This window comes from Vibrio sp. Vb0598 (genome assembly GCF_033338935.1).
Lineage (GTDB): Bacteria > Pseudomonadota > Gammaproteobacteria > Enterobacterales > Vibrionaceae > Vibrio > Vibrio alginolyticus.
The window spans coordinates 348,773-365,633 of sequence record NZ_JAWOTP010000001.1 but is presented as its reverse complement, the minus strand read 5'-3'; the positions used below and the strand labels follow the sequence as shown (position 1 = coordinate 365,633).

Here is a 16,861-nt window from a genome sequence, read left to right as displayed (position 1 = left end):
TCACTATTCACTTTTCGCTTTTAAAAAGTTTTTCTGTTGAGCTTACTTGTTGCGGCGCGCTTTTACTGCATCAGAAAGCTGACGAAGTACCGTTTCCGTATCTTCCCAACCAATACATGCATCAGTAATCGACTGACCATAAGTGGCTGCTTTGCCATCAACTAAGTCTTGGCGACCTTCAACTAAATGAGACTCGATCATCACACCAAAAATGGCTTCTTCGCCAGCAGAGATTTGCTCGGATACATCATCAGACACCAGCATTTGACGCTTGAACTGCTTCGAGCTGTTAGCATGGCTAAAATCAATCATCACTTTTTTCGGCAGACCTGCAGTGTCCAGCTCATCTTTAATTTGAGCTACATGTGCTGCACTGTAGTTTGGTTCTTTACCGCCACGTAGAATAATATGGCAGTCTGGATTACCAGCGGTTTCTACGATCGCGGAATGACCGTATTTTGTTACTGAAAGGAAGTGATGGGAAGCGCTTGCAGAACGAATCGCGTCGCTCGCTATTTTAATATTCCCGTCTGTACCGTTTTTGAAACCTACAGGACAAGAAAGACCAGAAGCTAGCTCGCGGTGAACCTGAGATTCTGTCGTACGAGCACCGATAGCGCCCCAACTGATCAAATCCGCCACGTACTGAGGTGTGATCATATCTAAGAATTCACTTGCCGTTGGCAAGCCCATATCGGTTAGATCAAGAAGAAGTTTACGTCCGATACGTAGACCATCATTTAGCTTATAGGTGTCATTTAAGTAAGGGTCATTGATAAGGCCTTTCCAACCAACGGTCGTACGCGGCTTTTCAAAATAAACTCGCATAACAACCTCAAGCTGCTCGCCCAGTTCATCACGTAGTACTTTTAGCTTTTTGCCGTACTCAACCGCGGCAGCCGGATCGTGAATAGAACACGGGCCAACGATCACGAGTAATCGATCGTCTTTTCCTTCAAGAATATTGTGAATGGCGTTACGGCAATCAAAAGTGGTCGAAGAAGCGGTTTCAGTCGCTGGGAACTTCTCTAATACTGCAACAGGTGGCAATAACTCTTTTACTCTATTTATTCTTACATCATCAGTTTGAAACATTACTTCTACTTCCTGGTTTTATTTCCGACCCCATTTTTACCAACTGAACTCATTGCAACATTGTTCACAAAGCGAGCAGCATCAAGGGCTGTGGTCATTTTCTGTCTAGCGTTTAAGTAACTTATCGGCTTAGGCGTAGACTTGCAATCAGTTTTTGCAAATAAATGCAAATAAAAACCACCTGTTAACCACCGCGCACAATGTAAAGTAAAGTTTACGAAAAAAAGTTCAAAATAATCATCAATTTTCTTATGCACCAAAAAATCTTTACTACAATGTAAGAAATATCAGAAGTTTGTGAGGTATTTTTGGGTAGTAAATGTTGATCAAGTTCAAATATATTGTTGCTTGATATGAAATGATTAGAATATTAAACTAATTTCTTATAAACGCTGGTTTTTTCTAATTTTTTGATAAAACGAAGTAGAAGTTAATATGCAATCAATACAAGGAAACATTATGAACAAAGTAGCAATTGCAGTAGCAGCAGTGGTAGCTGGTAGTAGCGCGCTTTTAAACTCTGCTCAAGCTGAAATGTACATCGGGGGCAAAGTGGGCATGACTACACTTGACGACGCTTGCTATCTAAATAGCCCTTGTGATGATGAAGCGTTCGGTGCAGGACTACATATCGGTTATGACTTTACCGATATCATCGGGCTAGAGTACGGCGTAGACTTCTTAGGCGACTATGAAGGAAACTCTAGGTCAGGGGCTAATACGATTAATACGATTGACGGCAATCTAACGGCTTTAACACTTGCACCTAAATTCAACTGGCACTTAAACGACTCTTGGAATCTATTTGCTAAGATCGGTGGTGCTTACATGATGTCTGATGACGAAACAGACTTTGTCCCAACAGGTTCTTTGGGTGCTGAATACTCGATCGATAGAAACTGGAGTGTTCGCGCTGAATACCAACGCTACCAAGATATGTCTGACGACGTGTGGGACGACATGGATGCTAACTTCTTTGGTATCGGTGTTAACTACAAATTCGCAGCAGCTCCAGTTGTTGCAGCAGTTGTAACGGAAGAAGTGATCGAGCCAGATCCAGAACCAGTGATGATGAGCAAGGTGCACAAAGAAGAGTACGGTACAGGTACGTTTGAATTCGATAGTGCTAAGTTAACAGAGTCCGTTTCTGAACGTCTGGACAACTTTGTTTCATTCTTGAACGAATATCCTCAAGCTCAAGTAGAGATTACTGGTTACACGGATAGCTCAGGCCCTGCGGCATACAACCAAAAACTGTCTGAGCGTCGTGCTCAATCTGTTGCTGATTACCTAACCGCAGCTGGCATTGGTTCAGATCGTTTGACAGTTAAAGGTATGGGTGAAGAAAACCCAGTTGCTGACAACAGCACTCGCGAAGGTCGTGAGAAAAACCGTCGGGTAGAAGTTGTGGTACCTTCATTTGAATACCAAGAGCTAGTTCAACCAGAATAAGCATCTATGATTCATGATCGATGATGTGGTAAAAATTAATGGGGTGCATTTGCACCCCATTTTGATCTCATATTAAGGGATATTGCCACTATGGTTTTGGGAAAAAGATCAACTCATTATCTTGCACCATAACGCAATCCATACCAGCTGCATGCGCCGCTCGCTTCCCCAACTCAGTATCCTCGAACACAAGACACTGTGACGCCTCCAAGTCGAGTTGTTCCGCGGCCACCAAAAAGGTATCTGGAAAGGGTTTATGGTTCTCTACATCACTTGCGGTTACTACAACATCCAACTTGTCTAATAAACCTGCATGACTTAATAAGCGCATGGCACTTTCTCGTTGGCTGCCAGTCCCGACTGCAATTTTCTTATGGCCTAAATACTCCTCTAACACGATGTTCGTGCAAGGAATAACGTCACCATGAAGCTCCATAGCAGCGAATGTTTCCATTTTAAATGTCGCGACAGTTTTAGGATCTAATGAAAGCTCATGCACACGATTTAGTTCCTCAACAATTTTAAAGCTCGGCATCCCTCCCAAACTGTGAAACCATTCCTGGCAAAACGGAAAATCAAAACGCTCAGCAGTTGCTTGCCAAGCTGCCAAGTGGGCTGGCATGGTATCGATTAGAGTACCATCCATATCAAATATGAATCCCTCATAGGGTCTAAAATCAATCGTGCTCATGTCTTTTCTTCTATTTGTGCATCTGTAATGTTAATTTATCAGCTCTTTCAATCGTCCTTACCGGCATTTACTTATCATGCTCAAAATTTCGAACTCCGTCACAATTCAAGAGTGGGAAATTCAATTATCCCCAATTAGAGCTCAAGGAAATGGTGGCCAGAACGTTAACAAGGTAGCGTCCGCTATACACCTGCGCTTTGATATCCGGCATTCCAGCTTACCTGACTTTTACAAAGAGCGATTACTTGCACTTTCTGATAGTCGTATAAGTAAAGATGGCGTGATCATCATCAAAGCGCAACAATTTCGGACACAAGAACAAAATAAGGAAGACGCCCTAAATCGGCTTCAAGCATTGATAAAAGCTGCCGCTTTACAGGAGAAGAAGCGTATTAAAACGAAACCAACCCGCGCTTCTCAACGCCGACGACTTGATACAAAAAACAAGCACGGAGCGAAAAAACAGCAACGTAAAAAAGTGCTGTATTAGTGCATGTCGTTTTCTCGACATGTTAGTTGAACAACGTTTGCTAGCCCTTGGAAATCTCATTGGATTTCTCTTTTTAGTTACTTATTCAGGAAACAACAATATGACTATTAGGCAAAAACTCTACTTCCTCGGAGTTATCGCCATTTTAGGCATCGTGGCCCTTTTGGGTACGTCATCCCATTTTGAAAATAAGAGCAATGATCTTAATCACGCCATCAAACTCGTTGGTGATCTAGAAATACGCTTACTCAACTTACGCAGAAATGAAAAAGATTTCCTACTACGTAGTAATGACAAATATCTAAATAAATTTGACGCCAATGTTGACAAGTTTATAGACACAGAAAAAGAGCTTGCGAACATACTCAAGAGTAATGAATTACCTTCCAGTCAACAATTTAAGCAAGACTTGCTCGCATACCAAAGGGGCTTTCAGAATCTGGTCAGCGCTTACCAACGATACGGGCTTGATTCAAAAAGTGGGTTTCTCGCTGGTTACGAACAAGCACTATTAGAAGCAAAACAACGTTCAGACCACCAGCAGTTATTGGCATTAGTCCGTTTTGACTCTGCGGTAAAAGCAGGACTATTCAATAGTGACTTGCTTGAGGGGCAATATGCTCCGGAGCTTATCAAAACAGGTAAGCAATTGGCGGCCCAAAAGCAAGTTGTTGGGGTTGCTTATGACAAAGGCCTACTCGGTGAAACTCGCGCATTATCTCATGCCGTAGAAGAGCAATTTGAAACCTTTTCCACAGCCCTTAGCTCTGCTGCCGCACAACGTGATGAACAAATGTCGACCATCAAGCAGGTCATTACAGCTCTGATCTTAGTCGTTATTTTCGCATTGATTTGGCAAATTTCACGTTCAATCAATACGCGAGTGAATAGCTTACTTGGCACCATTCGAAGTATCAGCGAAACGAACAACATGGGACTTCGATCTGATTTGAAAGGTCAAGACGAGCTATTTGATATCAGTCATCACCTCAATGACCTATTGGATAAGCTTGAGCATCTAATTAGTAGTACCCAAGAAAAATCGGCGCAACTCACTGCAAGTACCGATAATATGCATCGTGAGTTAGAAGGCGTTATGGAGCAATTCCACACTCAAACTGACCACACAGCATCAATGGCGACGGCAGTTCAGCAAATGGTTGCCACAATAGGTGAAATCTCTGAAAGCACATCAGTTGCGGTAGAAGGCGTACATCAGGCAGCGAATAATGCCGAACAAGGTCGAGGAGTTGTTGAGGCGACGGTAACCAACATCGGTCAACTAACCACGATTTTATCAAACAGCCAGCAGTCGATTGGCTCGCTGAATCAGCATGTAGATAAAATTGGTGGTGCCGTGAACATCATCCAAGAAATTGCAGAGCAAACCAACCTACTAGCTCTCAACGCAGCAATTGAAGCCGCGCGAGCAGGCGAACAAGGCCGCGGGTTTGCAGTTGTCGCCGATGAAGTACGCGCCCTAGCTAGCCGAACTCATCAATCCACAGAGGAAATCACGCGGGTCGTTGCAGACATTCAAGCTCAAATGTCTACAGTTGTTGCTGATATTGATCAATGTAACGATCAAGGGCAACAAACACTTAATGCTTCTGAAAAACTGGATTCTAGCCTGCAGCAGATCATCACTGACATGCATTCAATTCAAGGTAATTCGGAGCGCATAGCTTCAGCAATTGAAGAACAAGGTATCGTTATGAACCAAGTTAGCGGTTCAATCACCGAGCTAAACGCAATATCTGAGAATAACATGCAATCCGCTCAGGAATGCTTGCATGAAGTGAACTCTGTCTCTGCTCAAGCTCATGATATGGATGAAGCCGTTGCACAATTCAAAACTGCGCTAAAATAACCCTTTTCAAAATAGAAAGCCCGAAGCAATCATCGCTTCGGGCTTTTTTTCAATTGTCACTTCGTGCTTACTGCGCACTTCGGATGTGATTATTCATCATCAAGAGGAACCAGCTTGGTGTTGCCGCCATGAACTTTCTCACGCTGTCTTTGCACCAGGGCGTAGAAGCCTGGGATCAAGAATGTACCTGCTAGAAGCACACACAATAGACCACCAATCAGCGACACGCCGAGTGAGTTTTGACTCACGTGCCCCGCACCAGCGGCAAAGATAAGCGGGAAGATACCCAGGATAAATGACCAAGATGTCATATTCACAGCGCGGAAACGTAACGTGCCTCCTTTAACCGCTGCACTATCGATATCAGCATCTTTTTCTTCACGCTCTTGCTTGGCGAACTCCACAATCAAAATTGCGTTTTTCGCCGCCAAGGCTATGAGCAAGACAAGACCGATTTGGGCATACAAGTTAAGCGGCGTGCCAGTTAGATTCAACGCAAGGAAGGAACCTAACGTTGCTACTGGGACCACCAAAATAATAGCCAGTGGAATACTCCAACTCTCATACTGAGCCACCATAAACAAGTAAATGAATATCAAAGCCAGCGCAAACGCATAAATGGCTTGGTTGCCCGCAAGCACTTCCTGATAAGCCATACCTGTCCATTCATACGTATACCCTTGTGGAAGAACTTCAGCAGCAACGCGTTCCATTGCGGCAATCGCATCACCACTAGAGTAACCCGGTGCTGGTTGGCCTTGAATGATAGCACTGCGGTACATGTTGTAACGCCACGCCACATCAGGCTCAAACACTTGCTCGTAGCTCACTAGCGTACTTAACGGAACCATATCACCGTTCGAAGAACGAACATGGAAACGCTCTAGATCTTCCATGCTGCTACGGTGCTGGCTATCAGCTTGCATGGTTACGCGGAAGTTCTTACCAAACATGGTGAAGTCATTCACATAAAGCGAACCTAAGTTGCCTTGCAAGGTTTGGAAAATAGACGACAGCGAAATACCTAATTGCTGCGCTTTCTCACGATCGATATCAACGTAGTAGTGCGGAACATTCGCGCGAAACGTGCTAAACGTGTAGGCAATTTCAGGCGCTTGGTTAGCCGCTTGGATCATTTCTCCCATGACCATCGACAAATCGGTACGACTTCGCCCTAGCGTGTCTTCAAGCACAAACTCAAAACCAGACGCAGCGCCCATACCAGGAACCGCCGGTGGTCCCATCGCAAAAACAACCGCTTGAGGTAGCTCTGTCGCCGCTCGACCGTTAATACGTGCCGCGATAGCATTAGCAGAGTGCTCTCCTTGCAGCGAGTTACGAGTATCCCAGTCATGCAATTTGATAAATACAGAAGCACCGTTTGATGCTGCTGCGCCTGTCATAAACGAGTAACCGTTCGCAACCGTCACACCATCCACACCAGGTTCTTCACCGATCATTTTCATTAAATCATTGGTGACTTCTTCAGTACGTGATAAAGAGGCTGAATCTGGTAGCTGTACGTTAACCAGCAAAATGCCTTTATCTTCTTGAGGAACAAACGCTGTAGAGGTGGTTTTCGCAAAGAAAGTGACCGCTGCGATAGCAACTATAAAGAACGTCACGAGCAGTAAAGACTTCTTCACCAAGAAACCAGCGATCTGGCCATAACGCGTAGTGATGCGCTCTAAGCCTCGGTTGAAAGCCTGGAACCAGTTAGCGGTATTGCCCCCACCCTGCTTCAATACCAGAGAACAAAGTGCTGGAGACAGCGTCAATGCATTGATGGATGAAATCACAACCGAAATACAGATGGTCAAAGCGAACTGGCGATACATGATACCGGTGATACCTGGCAGCATGGCGACGGGTATGAATACCGCAAGTAGAACCAAGGTCGACGTGATGATTGGTCCCGTTACTTCTTTCATCGCTAGCAACGTCGCTTTACGCGGTGAAATGCTTGGGTCTTTCGCCATGGTAGTATCGACGTTTTCGATAACCAGAATCGCATCGTCCACCACGATACCAATCGCAAGGATCAAGCCAAACAAAGTAACCGTATTAATGGTGAAGCCCGTTGCCTGCATGATGGCAAACGTACCAATCAGAGAAACGGGGATCGCGACAACAGGAATCAACGTTGCACGCGCACTACCCAAGAACAAGTAAGTTACAGCAATCACCAATAGAATCGCTTCAATCAGTGTTTTTACTACCCCTTTGATCGATTCAGATACGAACACGGTTGTATCGTAGCTGGTCTCGTATTCCATTCCCTCTGGGAAGTTTTTGCTCAAGCCTTCAAGGAGCTCCATGACGGCCTGACCACTTTCTAACGCATTCGCATCCGATTGAAGAGACAACGCAACGATTGACGCGTCCTGGCCACGGAACTTACCGTTACCATCGTAGAACTTTTTGCCTAGTTCAACGCGAGCAACATCTTTCAGATAAACCGTAGAGCCATTGGGATTAGCTCGAAGGACTACGTTCTCAAACTCACTCACGCTTTCCAAGCGACCTTTGGTCACAAGGTTAAACTGAACTTCTTGCGGATTGTTGTATGGTGCTGCACCTACACGCCCTGCCGCAACTTGAACGTTCTGTTCAGCCAAAGCGGCGTATACGTCTGACGTGGTTAGCTTAAGGTTGGCCATTTTTTCAGGATCTAACCAAACACGCATTGCGTATTCGCCACCACCAATCACGTTAACTTCACTGATACCTTTCGCACGAGCCAACTGATCTTTTACATTCAAGTTAATGTAGTTAATCAAGAACTGATCATCGTATTTGCCATCAGGTGAATAGAAGTTAAGTACCATCAGCAAGTCAGGTGAACGCTTTTTCACCGTCACACCAACCATGCGAACTTCTTGAGGCAGTTTTGACTCAATCTGTGACACGCGGTTTTGCACGTTAACTTGCGCCATATCTGGATCGGTGCCAACATCGAACGTGACGTTTAGGCTGTAAGAGCCATCGTTCGCGCTCTTTGAAGACATGTATATCATATCCTCAACGCCGTTGACTGAGGTCTCTATGGGGTCCGCAATGGCCTGCTCGACAACTTCCGCACTCGCGCCAGTGTAGTAAGCCGAAACGCTTACTGATGGCGGGCTTATCTGTGGGTACTCAGCCACTGGCAAAATCGCCAGTGAGATCGCGCCGGCTAGCGTTAATATGATCGAAATAACCAGCGCGAATTTAGGTCTCTGAATAAAGAAACGACTTAACATAGTGCCCCCTACTGCTTATCTTCAGCAGGTGCTTGAAGGCGCACTTCTACACCATTACGCACACGTTGTAGGCCTTGTGTAATAACCGTATCTTCCTGATCGAGCCCTTCTCGAATGATAATGCCTTGTTCAACCTGAGGGCCAAGCTCGACGTTACGACGCTCTGCCACACTTCCCTCAGCCATCACCATCACAAAGTCACCTTCTAAGTCAGTCTGTACGGCACGTCGTGGGATAACAATAACGTCTTTCGTGTTCTTATCTCTCAAGTTCACTTTGATGTGTTGACCCGGAAGTAACTTCTGCTCTGGGTTTGGCACTAGCGCGCGCATAGCAATCGTACCCGTTTTGGTGTCAATACGATTACCTAAGAAATCAAGCTTACCAAGATGCTCAAAAAACTGTCCATTTTCCAGTTCAAGCTGAACTTCAACGCGGTTTGATTCAGCCGAGCCATCACCTTTTACTTGATCCATACCCATAGCTAAACGCTCACGCTCACTCACACTAAATGAGGTATGAACTGGATCTAAACTCACCAGAGTTGTCAGCACGCCAGATGACGGAGAAACCAGATCACCCGTACTCACTTTGGTATCACTAATACGTCCGCTAAAAGGTGCTCGGATTTGAGTATAGGAAAGGTTAACTTCAGCAAGTTTAAGTTGAGCATTTGCCGCTTCTAGCTCTGCTCTCGCACCAAGAAGTGCCGCAGTTAAAGCATCAAACTCAGATTGAGAGATACTACCGCGAGGCAACAAGTTTTTACCTCGAGTATGATCTAATTCGGCTTTTTTTAGCGCCGCTTTAGCTTGTGCAAGTGCGGCTTTAGCACTCGCGACTTGGGCTTCAAAAGAAGATGGCTCGATAGAGTAAAGGAGCTGCCCTTTTTCTACCATTTGCCCCTCTTCAAAGTGACGAGCTTTTAAGTAGCCAGAAATCTGCGCGGTAATATTGGTATCTTCTACTGCTTCAATGCGACCGATATAAGACTTGCTCGGTTGGTAGTCGATAACCGTGACATCCTGAGTCACTACGAGAGGCGCTTGACCTTTCGTTTGGGCATTATTAGCTTCCCCGCATCCAGCGAGGATTGCTGTAGCCGCCATTAGTGCGACAAGTGGTTTCTTTTGCATGTATTTACCGTCTTTATAGAACAGGATATTGTTGAATTCCTATCAACCTTACTCCTTGCTGCCACTGAAAACTTCACTGAAAAGCGCCCAAGGTGTTTCTAAATGTAAACATGAGAAACAAAAGGAAAATAAAGTAATTTAGTTAACAGTGGTATTCAATGAGCAATATACATACAACTCAATCATAACTATTTAATATACGCCTTAGGAGATCGCGAATTTTAGCGTGTGCTTGGAAACACTAACGGGAGTATTGTATTCGGGCGTAAAGTGAGATTCAGTGCTCAAGATAAGAACGTTTTGTGGCTAAAAAGGTAAAAAGTGACGCCTTCATACTCAAGACCCCGATTTTGACTATTTTTTTAATATAAATGGGTTATCATTCAATTAATTCAACGCCTTCGACAGAGAGGATGACTATGATTTCTAAATGGGCGAAACGCTTTTACCAGATGGCAGAACTAGTGGCGTCTTGGAGTAAGGACCCATCAACACAAGTCGGTGCCGTTATTACTAAACAGAATCGCATTGTATCTGTTGGATTTAATGGCTATCCGCATGGTGTTTCTGACAGTGTCGACACCGATGAGCGCGAGTTGAAATACCTTAAAACACTGCACGCGGAAGAGAACGCAATTTTGTTCTCAAAACGTGACTTAGACGGATGTGATATTTGGGTAACGCATTTTCCTTGCCCTAACTGCGCGGCAAAGATCATTCAAACAGGGATCTCACACGTACACTGCCCTGAGCAGTCTGAAGACTTTTTATCTCGCTGGGGAGATAAAATCCAAGTCAGTCAAGATATGTTCGATCAAGCGGGTGTGAAAGTCGACTGGTTACCACTAGAAGACATTGAAATTGAAGACAAAGACGTGCGCTAGTATTCCATCTTAATATTTAAATAGCCCAGGAAGATCTGGGCTATTTTGTTATTAAATCTGCAAGAGGTCTCGACGTAGTCTTTTAACTGTGTTTTTTCGCTGTGAGCTCAGCAATTTTGACAATAACGAGTACTGATTTTTCCATCATTTCAACAGAAATAAACTCATGAATTCCGTGGAAGTTAAAACCACCGGTGAAGATATTCGGGCACGGCAAACCCATAAAAGATAAACGAGCACCATCTGTACCACCACGAATAGGTTTTATAATCGGTTCCACATCACACGCTTCCATCGCTTGCTTTGCCAGCTCAATGATATGAGGGTAAGGCTCAACCATTTCTCTCATATTGTAATAGCTGTCTTTTATTTTTAGCTCTACAGAACCATGGCGTAAACCCGTGTTCATTTCATCGACGAGTTTCTGCATAAAGGCTTTTCGATCCTCAAGTCTTTGACGGTCAAAGTCTCTAATAATGTAACCTAGCTCGCTTCGTGCAACGCCCATTTCTGCCGATTTTAGATGGAAGAACCCTTCGTAACCTTCGGTTGTTTCCGGAGTTTGATCTTGGGGCATTTGAACTTGAAATTTCGCAGCCAAGTTCATCGCATTGACCATTTTGCCTTTTGCAGTACCTGGATGAACGCTAACACCATGAAAAATTACATCAGCGTTTGCTGCATTAAAGTTTTCGTATTCCAATTCACCTTGCGGGCCACCATCTATAGTGTATGCCCATTTCGCGCCAAATTTTTTAACATCAAACAAATCTGCACCACGACCGATTTCTTCATCCGGAGTAAAGCCGATACAAATGTCGCCGTGTGGAATGTCTGGGTTTTCCAGTAGCAGAGCTACCGCGGAAAGAATCTCTGCGATACCGGCTTTGTTATCCGCGCCAAGTAATGTAGTGCCATCGGTAGTAATAAGATTGTGGCCATGTAGGTGATGTAAATCTGGGTATTGCACGGGAGATAACACTTCATCCCCCAACCCTAATGCAATATCGCCACCCTGGTAATCTTCGATGAATTGCGGCTTTACGTTTTTGCCAAATGCATCCGGCGCGGTATCCATATGGGCAATGAAGCCGATAGGAGGAACCTCATAATCAACATTGGCTGGCAGTTTAGCCATCAAGTAGCCATTTTTATCCAAAGTCACGTCACTTAAGCCAAGTTCGAGCATCTCTTTTTTAAGTAACTCAGCAAACACAAGCTGGCCAGGTGAACTTGGGCAAAGCGTCACATGTGGATTGGATTGGGTATCAAACGTGACGTATCGAAGAAATCTTTCAACTAAATGTTTCATATTTATTCTCATTGTTTTGTACGATGAGGCCTTATCACGCATTGATAAGCTGACGTTGCCTCATCAAACCTCACGCTATGTTACGCTCTTAGCTCAATAAGAATTTGCTTTGAATCATTTTTTGATAAGAAAGGCTTTTGCGCTTTGCTTTCGCTCATTGAGGTATGAATTTAATCTAAAAGTTCCTCAGCCAGTACTCGCCACTCTTTAACCTTTTCACGAAAATGACGCCATTGCTTATCGGTCATCGAACGAGAAACATCTAATGTCAGTTGATCAACCAATGCAAAGTTAGAGTCAATATTCAGAGAAAGCTGCTCACTATAATAACTCTCTGGTTCGAACAAGAGTCGCATAAATATATCTTGATAAGTCACAACATTAGATTTGTTGTCGAACAAGTATTCGAGCTCTTGATATACCGTGGCTCGATAATCTCTCCATAAAGGGCTGTTTAAAATAACTTGCTGAGAAAATCTTTGAGCTAATTGACGCTGATTTCCTGATAGATTCCCTAGCCATTCTTCCATCCACTCTTCAGTGTTATCCAGAATAATTTCACGCACTTCGTCTTCTGTCTTATCGGCATATTTTGCGTTTCGCTCTTGATAATGTTCTTGTACATTACTCAAAAACTCGCGTTCTTGCTCTTTCGTTAATTGCAAACTTAACGCAAAAAGATCTGGTGCTGCTTTGCTTACCACTCTATCGTAATGCGCTCGCATTCTATCTCGATTTTGTTGTAAGTAATTTAAGGTGATATCGCTCGCTTTTAATCTCTCAAGGTCTTTTAAATGTTCGATATATAATGGTAACTCCTCTTTCTTGTGCCAGTCTGCCAACAATAATAAGCGCTCTTCCACTAGGACTTCTTGTTCCCCTTGCAACGAGACATAGTCCTCTAAGTAATCGAGCACGAACCAATCGATATTGCTGTATAAAAACTTTTTCGCACAACCGGCAAGCAGAAATACGAAACAAAATAGAAGGCCATAACGAAGCGCCTTATTAGATACATCCTTTAATTTAGTCACTTATTCGTATTCCCTTTTCTGTTGATTAAGTTCTATACTCAACCTGTATCACTTAGTATTGCGGCAAACTTACACCAGTGTGACAAATATTGATTGCCACCTTAATAATATATAGAGTTTGAAATTAACTTTTTGATCACAGCTATCCGCAAAAAAGTGAGTTAGAGCGCAATTATCGGCTAAAAAACGTACCGAACGACGCTCCCTATAACGGCATATAATTTGCATGGATGTTTTTTGGATGGTTTATGGAGGCGAAGTATGGCAGCCGCTGAGCAACTTGATACCAGTGTAGAATATGAGATTCGATATTTTGAACAGGGGAAAATGCACTGCATGAGAGTCATTGCTGAAAGCAAAAAAGTGGCTTATCAGTACTATTTGGAGTGTGGTAAGCACAACAGTGACTTGTACTCTATTCGCCCAGACAAGTAAAAAAACCGCCTAACAGGCGGTTTTTTTATTCGTCAGAATCAATATAACTGTTTGATTTTATTTATTATTACAGATTCAAATCCAACAATGTTATTTGATGTCGCCAAAGCGCTCAAGATAAAGGACGGTTGCTGCAGTACGAGAAGGAACTTGAAGCTTTTTAAGTAAACTCTTCATATGTACTTTAACCGTAGACTCAGAGATAAAAAGACGATCGGCAATTTGCTTGTTGCGGAAACCTCTTGCCACCTCTCTTAAGATCTGAGATTCACGATCGGTCAGTGTATCAAACACGTCCTCTTGCTCTGAACGTTCACTCAAATACTTAGAAACTTCTTGGCTGTATGCCTTGTCCCCTTGGTGCGCTTGTTTTAGCAACTCAACCAACTCATCAGGCTCAGTGTCTTTCAATAAATAGCCATCGGCACCACTTCGAACTATTGCTTCTATATCTGCTGGGCTATCCGAAACGGTTAGAATGACAATTCTGGCTTCACAGCCATCTGCACGCAGTGCTTGCAAAGTATCAAGGCCAGACATGCCTTTCATATTAAGATCAAGAAGTACAAGATCCAGTTCCAGCTCATGCGCTTTCGCTACTGCATCCGCGCCATTACTTGCTTCTGCAATGACCTCAAACTCAGGCTCAAAGCTTAAAAGCTGGTGGATACCTCTTCGCATGAGTGGATGATCATCCACCAGCATTACTTTACACACTGTCACTGTTTACTTCCTTACTATGTTGGAATTCTAATTTTACGGTACAACCTTTGTTTATCGATGCTTCGATGTGAAGATCGGCATGCAGTCTAGCGGCCCGCTCTTGCATGATACTCATACCGTAATGATTTAATTTTTCGTCTTGATGTTCAAAGCCTATTCCATCGTCGCTAACGGTTACTGTGACTTTTCCATCATTATCGAGACATTGAATGTGAATATTATCTGCTTGCGCATGTTTGATAGCATTAATTGCCGCTTCTCTTATCAACTGTAGTAAATGAACCTGCTGATGTGCATCCAGTTCAGTTGATGAAAGTCTATTTTTTAGCGTAATGTCCGCAGCAGTTTGTTCACTGAGCGTTTCAACCATGTCTTGCAATGCTTGGCCAAAACTGCCCTCTTTAATCGTAAGACGAAACGTCGTCAGTAACTCGCGTAACTGCGTATAAGCGGCAGATAAGCCCGTATCTAGCTCGGCAATAACTTGATTAGCCTGCGCGATCGCCTTTTCGTCAGGCAAGTTCTTTACGCTTCTCTTCAACAAAGCGACCTGAATTTTCAAGTAAGAGAGTGCTTGAGCCAATGAATCATGCAACTCCCGAGCAATAGTGGCTCGCTCTTCCATCAGCAGAATTTGTTCTGCTTGGCGCTGCGCCCGATTGTAATACACGGCGCGTGATAAAATCTGCACGAAGTTGTCAATAAGAGCCTCGTTCGGACAAGGTAACCCTGCTTTCCAATATAAATAGCCCAAGTGCTCACCATCTAGCATCAGGGCTTTACCGTGGCAATCTTCATCACAATCTTGGCAGCATTCTTCTCCTTCCATCAATATCCAGCTCGGTTCTCCCAGCTGCTCGATTTCAAGTTTGACCGCTTTAATGCCCTCAAGACTGACGATATGCTGCAAAATCGCCTGGAAATTGTCTTGATTAATACGCGACGCCGTGAGTTCTTTTGACGAGTCATACAGCACCTCTAAAGACTGGTTGGCATGCTGCAATTTACGTGTTTTCTCATCAACCGCTTGTTCTAATCCTCGGTACAACTTACCAAGGTCTGTCGCCATCCGATTAAAGGTTCGAGTCAGTATTCCCATTTCATTATCGCTAGATACATTGAGCGATATATTAAATGAGCGATTTTTAATTTGCTCGCTAGCAAAAACTAAAGCACGCAGAGGCCGAACAACTTCGAGGCGCACAAAATGAACGACAAACATACTGACACAAAGAATGCCACCCAACCCTAACCCGCCGATCCAGGCTAAGTTAATCAGTTTTTGCTCCGAAAAGCTTTGTAGCTTAAATACAAACTCATCGATTTGTTCAACAAAACCGGCCACTAGGAGTTGATATTCTGCCGGGTTGTCTCCTCTCAGCACCGCCTTGAGTTCATGCCATCTGATAATAAGACGGTAGTAATCGTGAGTGATGTCTTCAGGCACAGACCAATGCTGAAGCGCTTTCATTGAAGGTGAATATATCGAATGTTCAAATGCGTCAATATGTGAAGAATAGTCAACAGATTTAACCTGAATATCATTCGCCAGACGGTAGCTTTGCATTCGCATCGAGCCAGCAACATTGACGGCTTCAGCATCGTTCAAACTGGACGCTAACGTAAAAATCGCAAAACCAGTCGTAGCGACTGAGAGCAGCAAAATAAGAAGCATCGCGGACGCAATCGTGCGCGTCACTGACTTTTTCACATTTTTAAACAATCTGAGTTCCTCGCCCATTAACAATCCTATTTGTACGTGCAATGAACCCATTACCTTTCAACTTTATCAATATGTGATCACCTGCGACGGAATTTATTGATCCAAAACAATATTGCATACCATTTACCCCCTAAGAGGTATTTATACAAATATGTCAAAAACTACAATTTCGTTAGTTTAAATGACAGTTTATTAATGAAAATTGTGGGCTATGCTTAGTTTGGGTTCCAAGTTTCGAGGTGACTAAGTGGTAGACCTTTCCAGAAGAAGACTCTTTGCAAGAAAAGCGCACCCCGACAACGCCGTACGTTTGCCTTGGTTAACTAAACCGCAACAGTTTACGGACGATTGCACTCGCTGCGGTAAATGCATTGAGGCCTGTGAAACAAAGATTATAACCAAAAGTGATGGCGGATTCCCCTCGGTCGATTTTTCCATCGATGAATGCACATTTTGCTATCAATGTGCAAACGCCTGTCCTGAGCCCCTTTTCTTGCCAGAAACAGAACAACCTTGGCAAGCAAAAGCAAGTATCAACGATAACTGCTTAGCAAAACAAAATGTCGAATGCCGAAGCTGTGGGGATATGTGCGACCCGATGGCAATTCAGTTCAAATTAGAACTGGGGAAAGTAGCACAACCCAATTTAAACCTTGATGAGTGTAACGGCTGCGGCGCCTGTGTTTCAGTGTGCCCGACTTCATCCATCAATGTGAGCAATACAACAGCCTAAGCCGAATGTCGTCGGCCAAAGGCAATAAAAATAAATGAGAG

At 43.8% G+C, this 16,861-nt stretch carries 14 protein-coding genes; 6 read left to right on the top strand and 8 right to left on the bottom strand.

What is annotated here, in order from left to right:
• Window positions 1-42: 42 nt before the first annotated feature.
• On the bottom strand, window positions 43-1,095 hold the full coding sequence (aroG, locus tag R7Q38_RS01730) for a 3-deoxy-7-phosphoheptulonate synthase AroG (protein ID WP_017635200.1): 1,053 nt from the start codon (window positions 1,093-1,095) through the stop codon (window positions 43-45).
• Between the two features lie 459 nt (window positions 1,096-1,554).
• Here aroG and R7Q38_RS01725 point away from each other — a divergent pair, with 459 nt between their 5' ends.
• Complete coding sequence (locus R7Q38_RS01725; RefSeq protein ID WP_005373499.1) at window positions 1,555-2,547, top strand: OmpA family protein; 993 nt, start codon at window positions 1,555-1,557, stop codon at window positions 2,545-2,547.
• An 88-nt stretch (window positions 2,548-2,635) separates the two neighbouring features.
• Here the strand turns inward: R7Q38_RS01725 and R7Q38_RS01720 are convergent, their stop codons facing one another.
• On the bottom strand, window positions 2,636-3,238 hold the full coding sequence (locus R7Q38_RS01720; protein ID WP_017819896.1) for a beta-phosphoglucomutase family hydrolase: 603 nt from the start codon (window positions 3,236-3,238) through the stop codon (window positions 2,636-2,638).
• 76 nt (window positions 3,239-3,314) lie between these two features.
• On the opposite strand from R7Q38_RS01720, the gene arfB reads away from it, so the two are divergent.
• Window positions 3,315-3,728 carry an alternative ribosome rescue aminoacyl-tRNA hydrolase ArfB gene (arfB, locus tag R7Q38_RS01715; protein WP_017635196.1) on the top strand — a complete coding sequence of 138 codons (414 nt, stop codon included), beginning with the start codon at window positions 3,315-3,317 and terminating at the stop codon, window positions 3,726-3,728.
• A 100-nt stretch (window positions 3,729-3,828) separates the two neighbouring features.
• On the top strand, window positions 3,829-5,598 hold the full coding sequence (locus R7Q38_RS01710) for a methyl-accepting chemotaxis protein (RefSeq protein ID WP_238970509.1): 1,770 nt from the start codon (window positions 3,829-3,831) through the stop codon (window positions 5,596-5,598).
• Between the two features lie 89 nt (window positions 5,599-5,687).
• Here R7Q38_RS01710 and vmeZ read toward each other — a convergent pair whose 3' ends face one another.
• Window positions 5,688-8,840: a multidrug efflux RND transporter permease subunit VmeZ gene (gene vmeZ, locus R7Q38_RS01705; protein ID WP_005373507.1), complete on the bottom strand. Its 3,153-nt coding sequence runs from the start codon at window positions 8,838-8,840 to the stop codon at window positions 5,688-5,690.
• 8 nt (window positions 8,841-8,848) lie between these two features.
• Window positions 8,849-9,976 (bottom strand): multidrug efflux RND transporter periplasmic adaptor subunit VmeY, encoded by a 1,128-nt coding sequence (vmeY, locus tag R7Q38_RS01700; protein ID WP_017635193.1) that lies wholly within the window; start codon window positions 9,974-9,976, stop codon window positions 8,849-8,851.
• Between the two features lie 419 nt (window positions 9,977-10,395).
• Here vmeY and R7Q38_RS01695 point away from each other — a divergent pair, with 419 nt between their 5' ends.
• The gene (locus R7Q38_RS01695) at window positions 10,396-10,860 is read left to right on the top strand and encodes a dCMP deaminase family protein (protein ID WP_005373515.1); all 465 of its coding nucleotides are present in this window, start codon (window positions 10,396-10,398) and stop codon (window positions 10,858-10,860) included.
• Window positions 10,861-10,942: 82 nt separating this feature from the next.
• Here R7Q38_RS01695 and pepT read toward each other — a convergent pair whose 3' ends face one another.
• Together pepT and R7Q38_RS01685 are read right to left on the bottom strand one after the other, a co-directional pair.
• Window positions 10,943-12,172, bottom strand: coding sequence for a peptidase T (gene pepT / locus R7Q38_RS01690; protein WP_239939120.1), 1,230 nt, complete (start codon window positions 12,170-12,172; stop codon window positions 10,943-10,945).
• 170 nt (window positions 12,173-12,342) lie between these two features.
• Window positions 12,343-13,206 carry a DUF6279 family lipoprotein gene (locus R7Q38_RS01685; protein WP_005389049.1) on the bottom strand — a complete coding sequence of 288 codons (864 nt, stop codon included), beginning with the start codon at window positions 13,204-13,206 and terminating at the stop codon, window positions 12,343-12,345.
• 261 nt (window positions 13,207-13,467) lie between these two features.
• Between R7Q38_RS01685 and R7Q38_RS01680 the strand changes: the two genes are divergently transcribed.
• Entirely contained in the window at window positions 13,468-13,641 is a 174-nt protein-coding gene (locus R7Q38_RS01680; protein WP_005373524.1) for a hypothetical protein, read from the top strand.
• A 90-nt stretch (window positions 13,642-13,731) separates the two neighbouring features.
• Here the strand turns inward: R7Q38_RS01680 and R7Q38_RS01675 are convergent, their stop codons facing one another.
• The gene (locus R7Q38_RS01675) at window positions 13,732-14,346 is read right to left on the bottom strand and encodes a response regulator (RefSeq protein ID WP_031777156.1); all 615 of its coding nucleotides are present in this window, start codon (window positions 14,344-14,346) and stop codon (window positions 13,732-13,734) included.
• A 4-nt stretch (window positions 14,347-14,350) separates the two neighbouring features.
• Window positions 14,351-16,087 (bottom strand): nitrate/nitrite two-component system sensor histidine kinase NarQ, encoded by a 1,737-nt coding sequence (narQ, locus tag R7Q38_RS01670; RefSeq protein ID WP_025767926.1) that lies wholly within the window; start codon window positions 16,085-16,087, stop codon window positions 14,351-14,353.
• 247 nt (window positions 16,088-16,334) lie between these two features.
• Between narQ and napF the strand changes: the two genes are divergently transcribed.
• Complete coding sequence (gene napF, locus R7Q38_RS01665; protein WP_138940095.1) at window positions 16,335-16,820, top strand: ferredoxin-type protein NapF; 486 nt, start codon at window positions 16,335-16,337, stop codon at window positions 16,818-16,820.
• Window positions 16,821-16,861 lie beyond the last annotated feature (41 nt).

Bases quoted from the DNA above. Each gene is read 5' to 3' on its own strand.
- aroG (WP_017635200.1), bottom strand. From the start codon at position 1,095: ATGTTTCAAACTGATGATGTAAGAATAAATAGAGTAAAAGAGTTATTG.
- R7Q38_RS01725 (WP_005373499.1), top strand. From the start codon at position 1,555: ATGAACAAAGTAGCAATTGCAGTAGCAGCAGTGGTAGCTGGTAGTAGC.
- R7Q38_RS01720 (WP_017819896.1), bottom strand. From the start codon at position 3,238: ATGAGCACGATTGATTTTAGACCCTATGAGGGATTCATATTTGATATG.
- arfB (WP_017635196.1), top strand. From the start codon at position 3,315: ATGCTCAAAATTTCGAACTCCGTCACAATTCAAGAGTGGGAAATTCAA.
- R7Q38_RS01710 (WP_238970509.1), top strand. From the start codon at position 3,829: ATGACTATTAGGCAAAAACTCTACTTCCTCGGAGTTATCGCCATTTTA.
- vmeZ (WP_005373507.1), bottom strand. From the start codon at position 8,840: ATGTTAAGTCGTTTCTTTATTCAGAGACCTAAATTCGCGCTGGTTATT.
- vmeY (WP_017635193.1), bottom strand. From the start codon at position 9,976: ATGCAAAAGAAACCACTTGTCGCACTAATGGCGGCTACAGCAATCCTC.
- R7Q38_RS01695 (WP_005373515.1), top strand. From the start codon at position 10,396: ATGATTTCTAAATGGGCGAAACGCTTTTACCAGATGGCAGAACTAGTG.
- pepT (WP_239939120.1), bottom strand. From the start codon at position 12,172: ATGAAACATTTAGTTGAAAGATTTCTTCGATACGTCACGTTTGATACC.
- R7Q38_RS01680 (WP_005373524.1), top strand. From the start codon at position 13,468: ATGGCAGCCGCTGAGCAACTTGATACCAGTGTAGAATATGAGATTCGA.
- R7Q38_RS01675 (WP_031777156.1), bottom strand. From the start codon at position 14,346: ATGCTGGTGGATGATCATCCACTCATGCGAAGAGGTATCCACCAGCTT.